This is a genomic window from Larsenimonas salina, from assembly GCF_023736155.1.
Classification (GTDB): domain Bacteria; phylum Pseudomonadota; class Gammaproteobacteria; order Pseudomonadales; family Halomonadaceae; genus Larsenimonas; species Larsenimonas salina.
In genome coordinates this window covers 303623-322456 of the sequence record NZ_JAMLJJ010000001.1, presented here as the reverse complement: position 1 = coordinate 322456, position 18834 = coordinate 303623, and the positions used below count along the sequence as shown (strand labels likewise).

General features: G+C 57.8%; 20 protein-coding genes. 17 read left to right on the top strand and 3 right to left on the bottom strand.

Going from position 1 to position 18834, the window contains the following annotated elements:
• Window positions 1-6 precede the first annotated feature (6 nt).
• Window positions 7-282 (bottom strand): FAD assembly factor SdhE, encoded by a 276-nt coding sequence (locus NAT23_RS01495; protein WP_433962186.1) that lies wholly within the window; start codon window positions 280-282, stop codon window positions 7-9.
• Between the two features lie 199 nt (window positions 283-481).
• Between NAT23_RS01495 and NAT23_RS01490 the strand changes: the two genes are divergently transcribed.
• The 3 genes from NAT23_RS01490 to lapB are packed head-to-tail and all read left to right on the top strand — an operon-like array spanning window position 482 to window position 2322.
• Entirely contained in the window at window positions 482-778 is a 297-nt protein-coding gene (locus NAT23_RS01490; RefSeq protein WP_251589798.1) for an integration host factor subunit beta, read from the top strand.
• 51 nt (window positions 779-829) lie between these two features.
• On the top strand, window positions 830-1135 hold the full coding sequence (locus NAT23_RS01485) for a lipopolysaccharide assembly protein LapA domain-containing protein (protein WP_251924810.1): 306 nt from the start codon (window positions 830-832) through the stop codon (window positions 1133-1135).
• 2 nt (window positions 1136-1137) lie between these two features.
• Complete coding sequence (gene lapB / locus NAT23_RS01480; RefSeq protein ID WP_251924808.1) at window positions 1138-2322, top strand: lipopolysaccharide assembly protein LapB; 1185 nt, start codon at window positions 1138-1140, stop codon at window positions 2320-2322.
• A gap of 38 nt (window positions 2323-2360) precedes the next feature.
• Here lapB and pyrF read toward each other — a convergent pair whose 3' ends face one another.
• The gene (pyrF, locus tag NAT23_RS01475) at window positions 2361-3050 is read right to left on the bottom strand and encodes an orotidine-5'-phosphate decarboxylase (protein WP_251924807.1); all 690 of its coding nucleotides are present in this window, start codon (window positions 3048-3050) and stop codon (window positions 2361-2363) included.
• Window positions 3051-3235: 185 nt separating this feature from the next.
• Between pyrF and NAT23_RS01470 the strand changes: the two genes are divergently transcribed.
• The 8 genes from NAT23_RS01470 to NAT23_RS01435 all read left to right on the top strand — a co-directional run bounded on the left by NAT23_RS01470 (window position 3236) and on the right by NAT23_RS01435 (window position 11340).
• Window positions 3236-3517 (top strand): ComEA family DNA-binding protein, encoded by a 282-nt coding sequence (locus tag NAT23_RS01470; protein ID WP_350028298.1) that lies wholly within the window; start codon window positions 3236-3238, stop codon window positions 3515-3517.
• A 150-nt stretch (window positions 3518-3667) separates the two neighbouring features.
• Window positions 3668-4159, top strand: a complete 492-nt coding sequence (locus tag NAT23_RS01465; protein ID WP_251924804.1) for an FxsA family protein — start codon at window positions 3668-3670, stop codon at window positions 4157-4159.
• Window positions 4160-4318: 159 nt separating this feature from the next.
• Window positions 4319-4612 carry a co-chaperone GroES gene (locus tag NAT23_RS01460; protein ID WP_251589793.1) on the top strand — a complete coding sequence of 98 codons (294 nt, stop codon included), beginning with the start codon at window positions 4319-4321 and terminating at the stop codon, window positions 4610-4612.
• Between the two features lie 51 nt (window positions 4613-4663).
• Window positions 4664-6310 carry a chaperonin GroEL gene (groL, locus tag NAT23_RS01455; protein WP_350028311.1) on the top strand — a complete coding sequence of 549 codons (1647 nt, stop codon included), beginning with the start codon at window positions 4664-4666 and terminating at the stop codon, window positions 6308-6310.
• Window positions 6311-6430: 120 nt separating this feature from the next.
• On the top strand, window positions 6431-7168 hold the full coding sequence (locus NAT23_RS01450; RefSeq protein WP_251924800.1) for an RNA methyltransferase: 738 nt from the start codon (window positions 6431-6433) through the stop codon (window positions 7166-7168).
• A gap of 89 nt (window positions 7169-7257) precedes the next feature.
• Complete coding sequence (locus NAT23_RS01445) at window positions 7258-8979, top strand: ABC transporter ATP-binding protein/permease (protein ID WP_251924798.1); 1722 nt, start codon at window positions 7258-7260, stop codon at window positions 8977-8979.
• A gap of 104 nt (window positions 8980-9083) precedes the next feature.
• On the top strand, window positions 9084-10787 hold the full coding sequence (locus NAT23_RS01440; protein WP_251924797.1) for a proline--tRNA ligase: 1704 nt from the start codon (window positions 9084-9086) through the stop codon (window positions 10785-10787).
• Entirely contained in the window at window positions 10726-11340 is a 615-nt protein-coding gene (locus NAT23_RS01435) for a lytic transglycosylase domain-containing protein (protein WP_251924789.1), read from the top strand. The genes NAT23_RS01440 and NAT23_RS01435 overlap by 62 nt, the downstream gene beginning before the upstream one ends.
• A gap of 20 nt (window positions 11341-11360) precedes the next feature.
• Here the strand turns inward: NAT23_RS01435 and NAT23_RS01430 are convergent, their stop codons facing one another.
• Window positions 11361-11867, bottom strand: a complete 507-nt coding sequence (locus NAT23_RS01430) for an FKBP-type peptidyl-prolyl cis-trans isomerase (RefSeq protein ID WP_251924787.1) — start codon at window positions 11865-11867, stop codon at window positions 11361-11363.
• 271 nt (window positions 11868-12138) lie between these two features.
• Here NAT23_RS01430 and NAT23_RS01425 point away from each other — a divergent pair, with 271 nt between their 5' ends.
• The 6 genes from NAT23_RS01425 to NAT23_RS01400 all read left to right on the top strand — a co-directional run bounded on the left by NAT23_RS01425 (window position 12139) and on the right by NAT23_RS01400 (window position 18830).
• Window positions 12139-13362 (top strand): AmpG family muropeptide MFS transporter, encoded by a 1224-nt coding sequence (locus NAT23_RS01425; RefSeq protein WP_251924784.1) that lies wholly within the window; start codon window positions 12139-12141, stop codon window positions 13360-13362.
• Between the two features lie 98 nt (window positions 13363-13460).
• Window positions 13461-13832, top strand: coding sequence for an STAS domain-containing protein (locus NAT23_RS01420; RefSeq protein ID WP_251924782.1), 372 nt, complete (start codon window positions 13461-13463; stop codon window positions 13830-13832).
• Complete coding sequence (locus tag NAT23_RS01415; protein WP_251924779.1) at window positions 13829-14962, top strand: polysaccharide biosynthesis/export family protein; 1134 nt, start codon at window positions 13829-13831, stop codon at window positions 14960-14962. The genes NAT23_RS01420 and NAT23_RS01415 overlap by 4 nt, the downstream gene beginning before the upstream one ends.
• 21 nt (window positions 14963-14983) lie before the next feature.
• Window positions 14984-16417, top strand: coding sequence for a GumC family protein (locus tag NAT23_RS01410; RefSeq protein ID WP_251924777.1), 1434 nt, complete (start codon window positions 14984-14986; stop codon window positions 16415-16417).
• Window positions 16372-17625 carry an O-antigen ligase domain-containing protein gene (locus NAT23_RS01405; RefSeq protein WP_251924775.1) on the top strand — a complete coding sequence of 418 codons (1254 nt, stop codon included), beginning with the start codon at window positions 16372-16374 and terminating at the stop codon, window positions 17623-17625. The genes NAT23_RS01410 and NAT23_RS01405 overlap by 46 nt, the downstream gene beginning before the upstream one ends.
• Entirely contained in the window at window positions 17622-18830 is a 1209-nt protein-coding gene (locus NAT23_RS01400; protein ID WP_251924773.1) for a glycosyltransferase family 4 protein, read from the top strand. The genes NAT23_RS01405 and NAT23_RS01400 overlap by 4 nt, the downstream gene beginning before the upstream one ends.
• Window positions 18831-18834 lie beyond the last annotated feature (4 nt).

Sequence of the window (18834 nt, the reverse complement as noted above, 5' to 3'; positions counted from 1 at the left end):
GCGTGCCTAGAAGGGACGAACCTGACCGGTGCTAGCGTTTTCTGCGTCATCGATAATCAGCCCCACGATTTGGCGAAGCGATGCATCTTCGGGTTGCTCGCGACGCATCAGCCACATGAACAAGTCCTGATCTTCCTCGGCCAACAGCGCAACATACGCCTGCTGGTCAGCGTCATCGAGTGCATCGAAACGGCGTTCGAGAAACGGTACCAGCATGAGATCAAGCTCCCACATACCGCGGCGGGAATGCCAGTAAAGCCGTTTGCGCTGCGCGTCTTCCATGTTCATCGTCCTCGAAAGCCATACATTGAATTTAGGTCAGTATACCGTCATGCACCTAATCACGACATGAGCTTGAAAAGCATGCACGATTATGGATAACCTTCCAAAGCTAATTCGTTGTTTTGAAGGCGGTTAGCCGCTATGCTTTCGACACAATAAAAATGTGCCCAGCCAAGGAAGCGACTACGGAGTGGACGCGATGACCAAATCCGAGCTGATCGAACAGATTGCCGGTAGGCAGACCTCTCTCTCGTTAAGAGATGTTGAGTCAGCCGTGCGATTGATTCTTGATGATATTACCGACGAGCTCGCCGAAGGCGGTCGTGTCGAAATCCGGGGTTTCGGCAGTTTTTCACTGCACTACCGAGAGCCTCGCGTAGGACGCAACCCCAAGACCGGTGACCCGGTACCACTGACCGGGAAATACGTGCCTCACTTCAAACCGGGAAAAGAGCTGCGAGAACAGGTTGATGCCAGCCGCTCGCTCGGATACTGACAGCTTCCCCCGCGCCTGCTTGCGCGTGCCCACTATGACAAAGGACCTCTCATGCGCTGGATAAAAGGCGTCATCCTCGCAATCATTGCACTGATTGTCTTGATTTTCGGAATTCTGTTCGCGGTCAGAAACCAGGCAGCGATTCCGCTCGATATTATCTGGGCCAAACTTCCTCCGGCCTCGCTTTCGCTGTGGCTGCTCTCCACGCTGGTCGTCGGTGTTCTGCTCGGCATGCTTGCAATGACAGGGATGTATCTGCGACTTAGAACGGCGCTTGTGCGTGCACGTCATGACCAGCGAACCCAACAGAAAGAACTCAATCAGCTCAGAACCCGGGAGCTCAAGGAAGCCTCCTGACCATGTTCGATGCGGGTACGTTCTTACTGCTGGTCGCTGCGCTTGCCATCGGCTGGACATTGGGTCGCATCAAACGATCGACGCCACGCACCGCATCAGATACCAGGACACTTTCCAAGGATTATTTTGTCGGGCTGAACTACCTGCTTAACGAGCAGCCCGACAAGGCGATCGAGACCTTCTCGCACGCGCTCGAAGTCAACAGTGATACGATCGATACGCATATCGCACTCGGCAATGTCTTTCGCCTTCGCGGTGAAGCCGACCGCGCAGCCAAGATCCACCAAAACCTTCTGGCCCGCCCTGCACTTTCAGACCATCAAAGTGCGCAGGTTCAACTCGAATTGGCCCGAGACTTTTTTAGACTCGGTGTGCTGGATCGTTCGGAGCGCCTGCTGGTCTCGCTTCTCAAAACCGATACGTTCACGGATATAACCCAGGCATCCCGACGACTTTTGATCGATATTTTCGAGCGCGAGCGGGAATGGCAGGAAGCCCTCGATACCGCCCACCCCCTGCTCAAACAGGATAAAAAGCTTCGCCGCGACGCGTCCTACTGGCAGTGCGAGCTTGCCCAGAAAAGCATCGATCATGGTCAGCTTCCCCAGGCACGAAAGCAGCTAAGACAGGCACTATCGATCGATGCGAACTGCTTGAGGGCCAACTGGCTACTGGCCGATATCGAGCACATCAATGCGCGCTACGGGGATGAGCTTAAATACTTGAAGCGCATGCATACCCAAGACAGCCATATCGTGGGTCTGACGCTTCCACGTATTGTCGGTACGTATAACGCGCTGGATGATCACGATGGCCTGGTTCAGTACCTGAATGCCCTATTGCACCACCACCCCAATAGCTCCGCACTGATCGCCCTTGCCGAGCGCACGCGCACCGAACATGGCCCGGCCCGGGCGGCGGAGTTATTGAGCCAGCAGCTCAAACGCTCTCCGAGCCTCAAAGGGGTCGACTATCTGCTTGCACTGTACCTTGAAGGTGGCGGCGCCACCGACGCACTCGAGCAGCAGCTTGACCTTTTAAAACAGCATACCGAGCACCTTCTCAAGCTGCGCCCGGGGTTTCAGTGTGGCGAATGCGGGTTCAAATCCCGGCAGCATTACTGGCAGTGCCCACAGTGCCGACAGTGGGGTGCCATTTTGCCGATTACCGGCATCGAGGGCGAATAACCGCTGACCGAGGGCACACGAATAACCCTCAAAGGGTTTTATCCATGAAGCTCGTCAATGATGCGCTCCAGCGCGTATTGGGGCGCCTCTGCCTGAGTGACCGGTCGTCCGACCACCAAATGTGTACTTCCCGCATCAAGCGCCTGCTTTGGCGTCATTATGCGCGATTGATCGTTCTTCGCTGCAAAGGCAGGTCGAATGCCCGGCGTCACTCTCAAAAACGCATCGCTTGTTGCCTGTCGAATCATTGAAGCTTCGTGCGCTGAGCATACCACTCCATCAAGCCCAGCATTGAAGCTCATGGCTGCCAGTCGCGTAACATGCGCATCCAATGATCCACCAATCCCAATCTGGCTCAACTCCTGTTCCGACATACTGGTCAATACAGTAACGGCGATCAACTTGGTGTCATAACCACCAACGGTCAGCCGATTGGCCGCCGCCTCGAGCATCGCGGGCCCACCCTGGGCATGCACGTTTACCATCCAGACGCCCAGATCGGCCGAGGCTTCAACGGCCTGGGCAACGGTATGGGGAATATCGTGAAACTTGAGATCAAGAAACACCTCGAACCCCTTGGCATGCAGTGCGTTGACTACCGCCGGGCCCTCACGGGTAAAGAGTTCCTTGCCCACTTTCACACGACACTGTGTAGGGTCGAGCGTGTCGGCCAGCGCCAGCGCCTGAGCACAATCCATCTTGTCCAGCGCGATGATAAGAGGAGTCATCAGGGGTCCTATCGAATCGGAAAAACGTGAGTATACGAAATTAGGGTCCAAGCGGTCCAAAGCCGATAAGTGAGTACGTTTTACCCATCAAACAATCCAATAGATAAGAAAAATCTCACATTAAGATTAATTGGCATCACCTCATGTTACAGAGCTCAATCACCTTCTGACTCAGAGAGGCTTTCATGAAAAAACTCGTTGCCGCACTGATCACGACAGCGGCCCTATCGATGGCGCACACGCAAGCCTTTGCAAACGACGCCAATACTCAGATCGACATCAATACCGCAACGGTAGAGCAGCTTTCGGAACTCAAGGGCATTGGTGAGAAAAAAGCTGAAGCCATTGTCGCCTACCGAGAAGCGAATGGGCCTTTCGAGAATCTGGAGGGGTTAAGTGACGTCAAGGGCATCGGCGAGAGCCTGATCGAGAAAAACCGAACCCGTATGCATATTTCCTCCAACTAAGCCCGCTTTTATTCCTCTAAACACCGCATCGAAATCATGCCGAAAGGCATATCATGCGGCGCATTAAGAGTGCCCCCGATGTCGGGGCACTTGCATTTGTGTACACTCGCCATCATGACTCACCCTCTATCATGAAACCGGGGACCACTCATGCCCATACTGTTTATTCTCGCCCTGCTGCTGATCCTGGATTTCACAGCGCTTGTGATGCTTGGCCAGCAGCTGGGCTTTTTGTTGACCCTACTCTGGATCATTGGCTCCTTCGCAATCGGCACGCACCTTATCCGACGTGAAGGGCTGGCAACGCTTCGTGAAGCCCAGGAAAGCGTCATGGCAGGCCAGGCCGCACCGAGCGACACCTTCATCCAGGTGGCCGCCTACGTGTTTGCCGGGGTACTGCTCATTCTACCAGGGCCGCTCTCCGACATTGTCGGGCTTTTTATGCTGATGCCGTTCATGCGTCCCATGGTGTCTCGAAAGCTCAGGGAACGTCAGGGCGTTCACGGAGCAGGCCCCACCGCATCAGGCCAGACCTTCGACAGCTCAACACACCACACCCAGCGCCACGATGGGCACGGCGATCAATCCGGCACCACCATCGAAGGCGAATACGTGCCCAAGGATGATGACTCGCGTCGATAATTTTTTTGGCTTATCCCCTTGAAACTTCTCTTGGTGACCACATTAAGCAGTCACGACCCAGAAACACGAATTGGGGTCCTTGAAACTGCGAAGGCCATGGCCTTCCGAACCTTGAACATTCTCGTTTGAGTTCATGCAACCATCAGGAGAACGTGAGCAATGAACATTCGTCCCTTGCACGATCGCGTCGTAGTTCGCCGCGTCGAAGAAGAAGAAAAAACCGCCGGTGGCATCGTTTTGCCTGGTAATGCCAAAGAGAAGCCGACCCGTGGCGAAATCCTCGCTGTAGGTAATGGCCGCATCCTGGATAACGGTGACACGCGCCCGCTGGACGTCAAAGTCGGCGACACAGTGATCTTCAAGGACGGCTTCGGTATCGAAAAACAAAACATCGATGGCGAAGAAGTATTGATCATGAGCGAAAGCGACGTTCTTGGCGTACTCGAAAGCTGATCAAGAAACAGTCTTCATTACCAAATACATCATTTTTTCGAGGCAGAACTAATCATGGCTAAACAGATTCGTTTCTCTGACGACGCTCGCAAACGCATGGCGCGCGGGGTCAACACCCTCGCAGACGCGGTCAAGACGACACTGGGCCCGAAAGGCCGTAACGTCGTACTCGAGAAATCCTTCGGTGCACCGACAGTCACCAAGGACGGCGTTAGCGTCGCCAAAGAGATCGAGCTGAAAGACAAGTTCGAAAACATGGGCGCGCAGATGGTCAAGGAAGTTGCTTCCAAGACCTCCGACGCCGCCGGTGACGGCACCACAACAGCAACCGTTCTGGCACAGTCCATCGTCAATGAAGGCCTGAAAGGCGTCATTGCCGGCATGAACCCGATGGATCTCAAGCGTGGCATCGACCAAGCCGTTGCCGCCGCCGTCGAAGAAGTCAAGAAGCTGTCCGTCCCGTGCACTGACAACAAGGCCATTGCTCAGGTCGGTACAATTTCCGCCAACGGCGACAGCAACATCGGTCGCATCATCGCCGACGCGATGGAAAAAGTTGGCAAGGAAGGCGTCATTACTGTCGACGAAGGCCGTGGTTTCGAAGACGAGCTCGAAGTCGTCGAAGGCATGCAGTTCGACCGTGGCTACCTTTCGCCCTACTTCGTCACCAACCAGGAAACCATGGCGGTCGAACTTGAAGACCCGTTCATCCTGCTGGTCGACAAGAAGATTTCCAACATTCGTGAACTGCTGCCGACACTCGAAGCCGTTGCCAAGGCCGGCAAGCCGCTCATGATCGTTGCTGAAGACATTGAAGGTGAAGCGCTGGCGACTCTGGTCGTGAACAACATGCGCGGCATCGTCAAGGTTGCAGCCGTCAAGGCGCCGGGCTTCGGTGATCGCCGCAAGGCCATGCTTCAGGACATCGCGATCCTGACCGGTGGTACTGTCATCTCCGAAGAAGTCGGCATGACGCTTGAAGAGGCGACCCTTGATCACCTCGGTACCGCCAAGCGCGTCACCATGAGCAAGGAAAACACCACCCTCATCGATGGCGCTGGTGTTGAAGCCGACATCGAAGCACGTGTCAGCCAGATCCGTGCCCAGATCGAGGAAACCTCGTCCGACTACGACCGTGAAAAACTGCAGGAACGTGTGGCCAAGCTGGCCGGCGGTGTTGCCGTGATTCGCGTTGGTGCAGCCACCGAAGTCGAGATGAAAGAGAAGAAAGCACGCGTTGAAGACGCACTGCACTCCACACGCGCCGCCGTTGAAGAAGGCGTTGTCCCGGGTGGTGGTACTGCACTGATCCGCGCGCTGACCAACCTCGAAGGCCTTCGTGGCGAAAACGAAGATCAGACGCACGGTATCGTGATCGCGCTTCGCGCCATGGAATCACCGCTTCGTCAGATCGTCACCAACGCTGGTGAAGAAGCGTCCGTCATCGTCAACAACGTCAAGGCCGGCAGCGGCAACTATGGCTACAACGCTGCAACCGGTGAGTACGGCGACCTGTTCGACATGGGCGTACTCGATCCGGCCAAGGTTACCCGTACTGCACTGCAGTCTGCAGGCTCCATCGGTGGTCTGATGATCACTACCGAAGCCATGATCGCAGACGACCCTGATGAAAAAGACTCAGGCGGCGCCGACATGGGTGGCATGGGCGGAATGGGTGGCATGGGCGGTATGATGTAAGCCCCCCCTTCGCCATAGCACGATCAAGCCCCGCCACTGGCGGGGCTTTTTTATGCCGTGCCTTTTAAGCGATTGTGCTTTACGCTAGCCTGCGCACCAACCCCGCTTGATCGAGTCGCTATGCTCTCCAATATCAAAATTGTACTGGTCCAGACCTACCACCCAGGCAACATCGGCTCGGCCGCTCGAGCCATGAAAACCATGGGACTGAACCAACTCACGCTGGTCGCCCCACGAAGTTTTCCAGACGATGACGCATTTGCCATGGCTGCAGGCGCCACCGACCTTCTCGAGTGCGCCACCGTCGTCGAGCGCCTGGAAGACGCCGTCAGCGACTGCACCATGGTGATCGGCGCCAGCGCCCGGCTTCGAAGCTTTCCCCTGCCGCACTTCAGCGAACCGGACGATATGGCGCATCAGGTGCTGGATGAAGCCAGAAGCGGCAGTGTCGCGCTGGTGTTCGGTCGCGAGCGGTTTGGGCTGACCAATGACGAGATTCAGTGCTGCACCCATCAAATGACACTCCCGACCGCGCCCGACTATCCGGTTTTGAATCTCGCGCAAGCCGTTCAGATCTGCGCCCACGAAGTCTTTAATGCGTGGCGCAAGCTGCCGGAAAGCGACTATCGACTACAGGCGCCCCGGGAAGCTGAAAAACCGACGCAGGCCCAAATGCAGGCGTTTTTTCATCACCTAGAGCAACGCCTTGACGACGCTGGCTTTCACAACCAACCCCATGCTCGAACGTTTGATCGACTGCGGGCGGTATTTACCCGCGCCCAGCCCAGCAAAAAAGAACTGTCGATGCTTCGAGGCATGATCAATGCCTTACAATCGCCGACCGATGAGTCTTCCTAAGGGGAACCCGCGCGCCAAAACCCGGACTAATAGCCTGCCTGCTTGAATGACTGACAACCGCGCACCGATCGATGTGTTAAGGAACTCTCTTGTCTCGACTCTTGAATACCTCCCGCCATCGCCACTTTCTGGCCAAGGTCTGGGCACTGACCAAGCCTTACTGGACAACCTCTGAAGAACGCTGGTCGGCCTGGGCGCTTTTGATCACGATCATCTCGATGTCGCTTTTGATGGTCTATTTCACGGTGCTGCTCAATGAGTGGAACGGCAAGTTCTACAACGCCCTTCAGGAGCTCGATCTCGAGGCGTTCTGGTCGCTGATTGGCTACTTTTCGATCCTGGCCTCGGTCTATATTTTTTTCGCGGTACTGCAGTACTACCTCACGGCCTGGCTCAAGATTCGGTGGCGTCGCTGGTTGACCAACGTCTACTTCGACCGCTGGCTGGACAACAAAACCTATTATTTGATGGAGCTTCGCCACGACGAGTCGGATAACCCCGATCAGCGCATCTCGGAAGACATCGACCGGTTTACCGACAACACCTTAAGCCTGTCACTTGGTCTGCTGCGCTCACTTGTCTCGCTTGCAAGCTTCTCTGTCATCCTTTGGCACCTCTCCACCGCCGTAACGTTCAATCTCGGCGACACAGAAATCGCCATCCCGGGCTTCATGCTGTGGGCCGCGCTTTTATACGCGGTGATCGGCAGCGTTATCACTCACTACGTTGGCCGCCGCCTGATCTCTTTGAATTTCACTCAGCAGCGCTACGAGGCCAACTTTCGTTTCTCGATGGCAAGGCTTCGCGAAAATTCGGAGCGTATTGCGCTGTACGGGGGTGAAGAGACAGAAAAGCACTTTCTGCGTCAGCGGTTCACCATGGTCTGGCGCAACTTCATGAGCATCATGAACACGCAGAAATACCTGGTGGGCTTCACCTCAGCCTACAGCCAGGCAGCCATCATCTTTCCGATCCTGATCGCAGCACCGGCGTACTTCGGCGGTGCCATGCAGCTTGGTGGGTTGATGCGGGTCGTCAACGCCTTTGGCCGAGTGCAGGACGCGTTGAGCTGGTTTGTCGATAACTACGCAGCGCTTGCCGCCTGGCGCTCGGTCGTCGATCGCTTGACCACCATGAACGAGAACATGGCCCAACTGACGCCGCCCAATCTGCGGGAAAAACAGCACTTCGACACCAGCGCACACGCCATCGAGCTGAAAAACGTCACGCTCGGCCTGCCCGGTGGCCGGTCGCTGATCAACATCGATCACCTGCGGCTCGAACCCGGTCAGCACACGTTGATCACTGCCCCCTCCGGCACCGGCAAGAGTGTTCTTTTCCGAACACTTGCCGGCATCTGGCCCTGGTGGGAAGGCCAGATTGAGCGCAGTGAGCAACTGATGTTTCTGCCTCAAAGCCCCTATCTGCCGATCGGTACCCTGAGAGAGGCCTTGATCTACCCCAAACGCACCACCGATCAAACCGATCAGTCGCTGAAAGCGCTGCTCAAGGACTGCCGACTGGACGCACTTGCCGAGCGCCTGGATGATTACGATCACTGGGCCCAGCAGCTCTCGCCCGGCGAGCAGCAGCGGCTGGCGTTCGCGCGCGCCCTGCTCAAGGCGCCAGAATGGCTGTTTCTGGATGAGGCAACCTCGGCACTCGACATGGACACCGAGCGCGCGCTCTATGAGCTTCTGACTGAGCGGCTTCCAGACACTACCCGAGTGAGCATCGCTCACCGGGACAGCCTCGGCGCATTTCACGAACACACACTCAATCTTTCAGACTTCAAGACGCCCTCACCTTGAGGGCGTTGCCGGCAAGGCGGCAGGCGCTTTGCCGGAGTTCACGTTAGACCGTACAATCGGCCCCTACCTCTTCAGTTGCCCTTATAAAAAAGGAATGCGGCACGATGCGCGCCACCGATCTATTGATTTCAACGCTTAAAGAGACGCCGGCCGACGCCGAGATCATCAGCCACCAACTGATGCTGCGCGCCGGCATGATTCGCAGGCTAGCCTCCGGCCTTTACACCTGGCTGCCCCTTGGGATCAAAACCCTTCGAAAGGTCGAAGCGATCGTTCGGGAAGAGATGACCCAGGCCGGCGCTCAGGAAATACTGATGCCAGCCGTGCAACCGGGTGAGCTGTGGCAGGAATCCGGCCGCTGGGAGCAATACGGCCCGGAACTTCTACGGGTGCACGACCGCCACACGCGTGAATTCTGCATCGGCCCAACCCACGAAGAGGTCATTACCGACCTGGCCCGCCGTGAGCTGCGCTCCTACAAGCAACTGCCGGTCAATTTCTTCCAGATTCAAACCAAGTTTCGCGATGAAATCCGCCCGCGCTTTGGCGTGATGCGCTCGCGCGAATTCATCATGAAGGACGCCTACTCCTTCCATCTCGACCAGGCCTCGCTTGCCGAGACCTACCAGCGCATGTTCGACGCCTATGTGCGCGTCTTTACGCGCCTTGGCCTTGATTTTCGCGCGGTGATCGCCGACAACGGCTCCATCGGCGGTGAAGGCTCCCATGAGTTTCATGTGATTGCCGATTCCGGCGAAGACGCCATCGTGTTTTCGGCCAACTCAGACTACGCCGCCAACATGGAAAAGGCGTCCGCCGAGGCGCCCTCCGCCGAGCGCGCTGCGCCGACGGCACCGATGTCGCTGATCGATACACCGAACGCCAAGACCATCAAGGCGCTGGTCGACGAGCACGGTCTTGCGATCGAAAAGACCATCAAGACCTTGATCGTTCATGGCGAAGACGGCCTCGTCGCGCTTTTAGTGCGCGGGGATCACGAACTTAACGAAGTCAAGGCCGAGCATCTGCCTCAGGTGAAAGCGCCGCTGACCATGGCAAGCGATGAGGAAGTTCGAAACGCAGTAGGCGCCGGATTCGGCTCGATCGGCCCTGTAGGTCTCGACCTTCCCGCCGTTATAGACCGGGATGTGGCCGTCATGAGCGATTTTGCGGCCGGCGCGAACCAGGATGGCAAGCACTACGTCAACATCAACTGGGAGCGAGACCTGCCACTGCCCGAGGTTGCCGATATTCGCAACGTGGTCGCAGGTGACCCGGCCCCGGACGGCTCCGGCGCACTGTCGATCGCCCGCGGCATCGAGGTCGGCCATGTGTTCCAGCTCGGCTGCAAGTATTCCGAGGCCATGGGCGCGACCGTGCTCGATGAAAACGGCCAGGCCGTGCCCATGAGCATGGGCTGCTATGGCATCGGAGTCTCACGTATCGTGGCGGCTGCTATCGAGCAGAATCACGATGAGCAGGGCATTACCTGGCCGCAGGCACTCGCGCCGTTCGATGTCGCGCTGGTGCCGATGAATGCGCACAAGTCAGAGGCCGTTCGTGAGGCGTCGGAGGCGCTTTATCAGACGCTTTCAAGCGCCGGGTTCGACGTCCTGCTCGATGATCGTGACCTGCGCCCCGGCAACAAGTTTGCCGACCTCGAGCTTCTGGGCGTGCCACATCGGATTGTCATCGGTGATCGAGGGCTTAAAACGGGTGAGTACGAATACAAGGGACGACGAGACAGTGACGCTACGATGGTGGCGCAAGACGCGATCATCGAACACCTTCACACGGTGGGCCGTTAATTTCGGCCTAAGCGCCTGCGTATCACTTCTTGGTGCGGCCCCGGCAGGGGCTGCACTGACCGATGAATCCACCCTGCTCACCGCCCTCCCCACCGCCTCTACCAGCTACTTCGATACCGACCTTGACGCCCGCGTCTGGCAGCTCGACATGGATTTCAGGCTGAGCCATTACCTCTCGGATGCCACCTTTCGCCACGGCTTTTTGACGCTGATTATTCAGGAATCGAGCCGAGCTGGGCTATCGCCCGAGCTGGTGCTGTCGGTGATCGAGGTGGAAAGCCTTTTTGACCCCAGGGCGGTATCGCCGGCCGGCGCTGTCGGCCTCATGCAGGTCATGCCGTTCTGGAAAACGGTGTTTGACCGCCCTGGCGACGACTTGCTCGACCCTGCCACCAACTTGCGCTACGGCTGTGCGATTTTAGCGCACTACCTCAAACGAAGCGGAGGCGACATGACTCAGGCCCTGGCACGCTACAACGGAAGCCTTGGCCAGACGTGGTACCCAGAGCGCGTCATGCGCGCCTGGGATCAAAATTGGTGGGTCATGCGCTAACGTCTGAAAGGGTAAGAAGCTCAGAGCTTCTTATCCTCGACCTCCGAAGGCTGCACACTCGGGTCGAGCGGATGGCCCTTGGCAAGCTCGGCGCGAGTGGCCTCGCGCTGATCAAGCAGTTCGACGTAATAATTGAGTGTACGACCGGCCAGCGGATGATTGGCGTCCACGGTGACAACGCTTTCATCGATATCGACGACCGTGACGGTCCGCGCGCCATCAGGCCCGTTGGCCTCGAAGCGCATGCCCGGTGCCAGCTCGGCATTGCCAAATGCAGCGCGGTTGACAGACTGCATCAATGCTTCGTTGCGCTCGCCATAGGCGTTTGCAGGGTCGATGGTGATCTCGAACGTCTCGCCCGGCGTTCGCCCGTCGATCTCATGTTCGAGTGCCGTCATGATGTTGGCATGACCGTGGAGATAATAAAGCGGTTTGGCCCGCTTGAAGGAGTCATCGAGCACGCGGTGGCGCTCATCGCGCAAAACATAGTGAAACCCGACGACTTGATGCGATTCTATTGGGGTCATTCAAAACCTTCTTGCTGCCCTGGACGAAAAACTCTGCGCCTCATTTCGAGGAAAGCGGTGCAAAACGGCGCATCTTACTTTGTTACATGATGGCATGAGTCAAGTAACCTTTCGATGTTGAATGCGCTTTTTGGCCGTCTTTGACGGCGGTCAACGGCTTTTTTCGAGGCCGCGCGTTTCGAACGCCTTGCGAAGGGGCAATCGCCATGCGACCTTTGCACTGCATCGCGGCCACGGGTCGTTCATATCCAGGTAAGGAAGCAGGCTCACGGTGATCAGTACCTCCCGTCTTTCAATGATTCGTCGTCACGTCATCACCTTCTTGATGGGCTTTGCCTCCGGGTTGCCTCTGCTGTTGACCGGCAGTGTTCTACAGGCCTGGATGACCGACTCGGGCGTGTCGCTCGAAAACGTGGGGCTTCTGGCCCTGGTCGGGCTGCCGTATACCCTGAAGTTCGCCTGGGCGCCGCTGTTGGACCGCTTTCATCTGCCGTTTCTCGGGCGGCGACGCGGCTGGCTTTTGATCACCCAGGCACTGCTTGTTGGCATGCTGATCGTGATGGCACTGACTGATCCGTCCATTACGCCCTTGTTCATGGGGCTGGTCGCCCTCGGCGTCAGCTTCCTGAGCGCCACTCAGGACATCGTGATCGATGCCTACCGCCGTGAACACCTGCCGGACAACGAGCTGGGGCTCGGGTCAGGGTTTTACGTCTACGGCTATCGTGTCGGCATGCTGCTTGCCTCCGGCGGCGGATTGATGCTTGCCGATGTCATTGGCTTTACCCAAACCTACCTGCTCATGGCCGGCCTTCTCGGCGTGGCCATGCTGGTGACGCTCTGGGCGCCGGAGCCGGTACGAGTCGATATGGCGCCGCCTCGCAAGTTTCACCAGACCTTTCTGGACCCCATCGTCAACTTCATCAGTCGCCCGGGCGCCTTCGGTCTGTTGCTGTTCATTTTGCTGTACAAGCTTGGTGATTCAGTGGCGGGCAATCTGACCACGCCCTTTTACAAGGCGCTTGGGTTTACCAACGCCGAGATTGGCGCCACAGTCAAAATCTTCGGGCTGTGGCCACTTCTGGGCGGCATCTTTATCGGTGGGCTTCTGATCATGCGCTGGGGGATTTACCGCTCGCTGGTGATCTTCGGAATTCTGCAGATGCTCTCGACCGCCGGATTTGTGCTCCTGAATCACATGGGCCATCACCTCTACTGGCTCGCCGCAGTGGTCAGCTTCGAAAACGTGGCCGCCGGCATGGGAACTGCCGCCTTCACGGCGTTCATGGCGTCGCTGACCGACAAGCGCTTCACAGCCGGCCAATACGCCCTGTTGTCATCCGTCATGGGCCTGCCTCGCGTGGTCATCGCCGCCCCCAGTGGCTACCTGGCCGACAGCGTCGGCTGGGATGGCTTCTTTATCGTCTGCACGCTGGTTGCGCTTCCGGGGCTACTGCTGCTGCTTAGGCTCAAGCGGTATCTCGTAAGCGCCTAATTGGCGCTTATATAGAGCGCTTTTCTCCACAAGTGATTTCTTAACTATTTCCTTGTAGCGCCGTTAGTTACCTCATCAAACAGCATGAGGTCGTAACGATGCGCCATATTTTCGCTCTCGATGAAGCCCATATGCTGCTGATCCCCCCGGCGGACTTTACCGGGGAGGACGCTTACCAGTTCAAGGTGCTCATCAAGGACTATTTCGCAAGCTATCCGCTCGCTGACGGCGCCGACCTCTATTTCGATGTCCATCCGGTCACCCGGATCGATGCCCGCGGCCTGTCGGTCATGGCCTTTTTGCACACCGATATCGCCCACCGCCCGCTCAAGGTGATTGAACCGTCGAAAAACATGCTGCGACACCTTGAGTCGCTGCGCCTGTTCGAGCATTTCGACATTTACTTCGATCGCAAGTACGTCATGCCGGTCCTGCTAAGTGGCGCAGACGATCGCCGGTACGCGTCATGATCGCGCGCGTTGCATGTGGCTTGATGGGCATGGCCCTGTTGATTGTCAGCGGTTGTACCCCGATCTCGCACAACCGCGTACCGCCACAGGCCTACTGGCAGAATCAGCAGAATTGGGCAAACGCACTGCCTGCCGTCCCGGCCTATCCGGGCTACCTGAAAGAGCTTAACCGTCAGCAGCTCTCGCCGGGCGATCGCGTAAAAATCACGATTGCCGCCGGCGAGCACTTCAATGGGCTTTATGAAATCGATCATGACGGCACGCTGCGCATGCCCTGGATTACGCCAACCCAGGTCACTGGTCGTACCGTTGAGGATGTATCGAAAACCCTTGCCGCCAAGCTCGAGGACGAGGGCCTTTTCAGGCGCGGGCTTGCCTACGTAACGGTTCAGCTTCATAGCTGGGCGCCGATTAGCGTGCGCATCGAAGGGGCGGTTTTCAATCCCGGCCGCGTCGACATCAGCGCCCGCAGCGCCATCGACCGCAGCGAGCGTCAGGCTGTGGCCTCAGGAGAGGCAGGCTCCGGTCGGCGACTTTCGAACGCCATTGCCGCCGCCGGGGGCGTCAGGCCCGATGCTGACATCCACAGGGTCACCTTGATCCGAAACGAGGTTCACTTCGACATCGACCTCTCCGGGTTTCTGGATGGCACCACGGTGATCGACCCCTACCTTCAGGCAGGCGATCGCTTGATCATCGAAAGTTCCGGGTATTTTTCACCCGCCCTGATGCGTCCGCTGCCCATTACCCTGCCAGGCCTCAAGATCTATGCCTCGAACCTGACGCTTCCGGCCTCGCACAACGCAGGCTCCGCGCTCAACGAAGACGCCATGAGCTTTCCCTACGGCGCACGCTTTCTGCAGGCTGCGATTAAATCGAACTGTGTCGGGGGCACACAGGCAACCTCGGGCGGGCGGCACATCGTGTTGATCAGTACTGACCTGATCACCGGCAAACCGGTGGTCATCGAGCGCTCGGCCGGCGAACTGGTCAGAAACTCCAACGACACCGGCATCAACCCATGGCTGATGCCCGGCGACACTGTCAGCTGCTACGACTCGGGGGTGACAAATCTCAGAGACGTTGCCAAAACCATCACGGAACTGGTGCTGCCGTTTAGCCTGTTCTAGTCGGTTCGGGAACCCCTGCTGATGCGCCTACGTCTGCCTAAATTCACTCTGCATCGACGCCTGCTCGCCTGGGTCTGGCGCTGGGTGGCCTATGGCTCCAGCATGCGCCTGTCCAAACGGCTGGCCACCTATCTCATTTTGCTTGGAAGCATCTGGGGCGTGATCTGGGCGATCGCGATAACCCTGGTGTCGACCGCACCTACCGCCTACACCACCCGCTGGGTGGTGATTTTGCCCGGAACCGGCGCAGGTCTTGCGGTCAGTCTCGAAAGCATTGGGCAGGCCAGTGCTCAATCAAGCTCCCCCTATGGCAATACCTCGGTCGACCCCAAGGTCAACTACCAAGCCATCGCCACCAGTGATCCGGTGCTTTTAAAGGCCGCTGAAAAAAGCGCATCAAGCTACGACGATTTCGCCTCGCTCAAGATCAAGCTGGTCGACCAGACCGCATTGATGAACTTCAGTATCACCGCCCCAACAGCCGAGCAGGCGTATCAAAAAGCCATTTCCCACTATCAGTCCCTGCAAGAGGTGCTGGCGTTTTTGCGAAAGGACGAATTTGCCACCCGTGAGCAGTCAACGCGCCTGTCGGTCGATATCTATGAAAAGACACTCAAGCAAACCGAACGCAAGCTGCTCGAGTTCCAACGCCAATCGAAGATTGTCTCCGCCGACCAGTTTCAGTCGCTTCTTGTCTCGCTTAGCAATCTCAAGGAAAAAATCGACCAGACCAACGCGCAACTGGACGCGGCCAAGATCAAGCGCGACACCCTGATGGCACGCCTGGGCGTGAGCTCAACGCAGGCAGGCCAAGCGCTTGTGCTGCATCGGGACGCCGAATTCCAGGCTCTGATGCAGGAGCGCGCAACGCTTGGCTCCACCATTGCCGAGCAGCGCGGCAAATGGGGGGCGCGCCACCCGGAGGTCTTGACCAGCCAGGCCGGGCTCGACGCGCTTGATCGCGAAATGCTTACCCGAGCGCGACAGCTTCTGTCCTCGTCACTGACCCGCGCCGAATTCAAGACACTGAGCGGATTCGCCAGCCGGAGCACGCAAGAGGCCCTTATTCAACAGATCGTTTCGTTTGAAATCACCTATCGTGGCTTGAAAAGCGAGCTCGATAACTACCGCATTACCTATCAGGCCCGGGAGCGCACGCTTAACGAAACGGTCGAGGAAGCGGCGCGGCTTCAAGCCCTTCAGCGCGAGCAGCAGGTGGCGACAGCGGTCTACACCACCGCACTTGCCAAGATGGACATCGCCAAGATCGACCCGTTTACCAGCTACCCGATGCTTCAGATGCTCGCACCGCCACTGATGCCGGAGCAGCCCGATAAGCTCGGCAAGAAACTCACGCTCTTGGGTGCCGTTGGAGCCACGCTCTTCGCAACCATCGGTATGGTGCTGCTATGGATTCGAAAACCCTATCTCCGCAAACTCCAGAAGAGCGAATAGTCTGGCTCTCGATCACAGCGACCTATCCGATCTATGTGGTTGGAGGTCTTTATGTGCTGGCGCCGGTGCTTGCGTGGTCACTGCTTGGGTATTACGTGCTCCTGTGCATCAAGAAAGAGCGCACCTTTCCAAAACTGCCGTTCCCGATCTGGGCCTGGATTATCGGCATGATCGTGATGGAAGTAGCTCTGTTGATGGGCCACATGATCAACGACCTTGGCACCGGCAAGACCATCAAGTCTTCTATTGGCTGGGCCAAGGGCTGGGCGCTTCTGGCAGTCTTTCCAATTCTTGGCTGCCTGCCGATTCGTATCGAATTGATCGCCCGGGCCTGCATGAAGGTCTGTCTCTATACCATCCTGCTGCTGCCGGTCTTTGTCGGCGCCTGGGCTGCGGGCCTGCCTCAGACCCCTTACGTCTCGCCACTGAAAGCCATCGGCGGGCCGGGCCCGGAGTTCTTTGCGCTGTCGCTTTATGAGATCGACCCCGGCTCCGGCCTGCCCCGCTGGCGTCTTTTCACCCCGTGGGCGCCCGCGGTGGGCTTCGTTGCCAACATCTACTTCGTGTTCGCCCTGATCGAGCAGAACAAGCGCTGGAAGGCCATCGGCATGTTCGGAAGCGTTTTGATGATTCTGATGTCGGGCTCACGCATGGCCCTGGTCGCGATTGTCCTGATCGTGGGTGGGCAGTTTTTCCTGCAGCGGCTCAAAACACCAGGGCTCTGGTTCACCGCAAGCGGCGCCACGCTTGGCCTTGGCGTCATCGGGGAACAGCTCATGGAAGCGATCGACTCGTTCATCACCGGTTTTAAAAATTCCCGGGCGGATTCGACCCGCGTACGTGCGGCCCTTGGGCGCATCGCGGTACACCGCTGGAAAACCGAAAACCCGACCTGGGGCCACGGCATCGTCGAGCGCGGCCCCCACCTGGTCGAGTACATGCCGATCGGTTCACACCACAGCTGGTATGGGCTCTTGTTCGTCAAGGGCATTGTTGGCTTCTACGCCCTTGCCGCCCCCATGGCCATCAGCTTTCTTCACCTGCTTTTTCACGCGCCAAACTCATCCATCGCCCGCAGCGGACTGATCATGGTCGGTCTGCTGGTCGTCTATTCCTTTGGTGAGAACCTCGAGATTCTGGCGTACCTCATCTGGCCAGGGCTGATGCTGATCGGCAAGGCCCATCACGATGCGAGGCTCAAGCAATGAGCGATAAGCTGGCTGTTCTCTATATCATTCCACGCTATTGGCCGGCGGTTGGCGGCGCCGAGCTTCATACCCGCGAACTCTTGAAACACAGCGAGCAGATCGATGCGACGGTCGCCTGCATCGCCCAGGACAGCAACAGCCTGCTGGAAGTGGCAGTGACCGACGAAATCTCAGCCATCACCGACGAGGACGGCCCGGCCGTGGTTCGCCTTCGCGCCCATGGCAAAACACGTGCGCTCTTGAGCCGGCTCGGGGCCCTTGTCGGAACAACGCGCTGGGTGCGACCGCTTTATACGTACCTCCTTAAAAAGGCGTTGAGACCTCAGCTCGAGCGGCTGATCGAGCGCGCTGATGCAGTACACGTGATCTACAACGGCATGACCGGGCTTGCCGAGCTGGCCGAAGACATCGCTCGAGAGCGTCAGGTTCCGTTCATATTTACGCCGCTGTGCGGCGAGGTCGGCGTGGCATCGGCCTGGACAACGCCGCGCTTCAAGCGCCTTTATCGCCGCGCCCAGGGGGTCATCGGGCTGACTGCGTTCGAGCGCGACTGGCTGGTCAAACAAGGCGCGGCCTCGGAGCGCACCCATATCATTCCGGTCTCGACCCTACTTTCAAACACCTTTGATGCCGACGAATTTCGCCGAACCCATGACCTCGGAGAGGCACCTGTTCTGCTGTTTCTCGGCCGCCACGATCAGCTAAAAGGCGTTCACCTACTTCATAACGCACTCGGGCCCGTATGGGAGCGCGTACCTGAGCTTCACGTAGTGATGATGGGCCCGGAGGGCCATGTCCAGTTCGAACACGATCACAGCGACGACCCACGGCTCATTCGCATTTCCTCTCCCTCCCAGCACGACAAGGCCTCGGCGCTCGCGGCCTGCGACCTCCTGTGCGTCCCGTCACTGCATGAAGGGCTCGGTGTGGTGTTTCTGGAAGCGTGGTCGTTCGAAAAGCCGGTAATTGCGCTCGATCTTCCGGTCTTAAAAGAAGTGATTGGTCATAAAGAAGCCGGGCTGCTTGGCCGTTTAGATGGGAAGGACCTACATGAGAAAATTCTTTTACTACTGAACGATTCGACGCTTCGACACACACTGGGCCGCGAGGGCCACCGCCGGTTGACCACGCTCTATCATTGGCCGGCACTCACCCAGCGATTGGAAGCACTTTATACCCAACTGGTGTCATCCCGATCACGATGAGGTT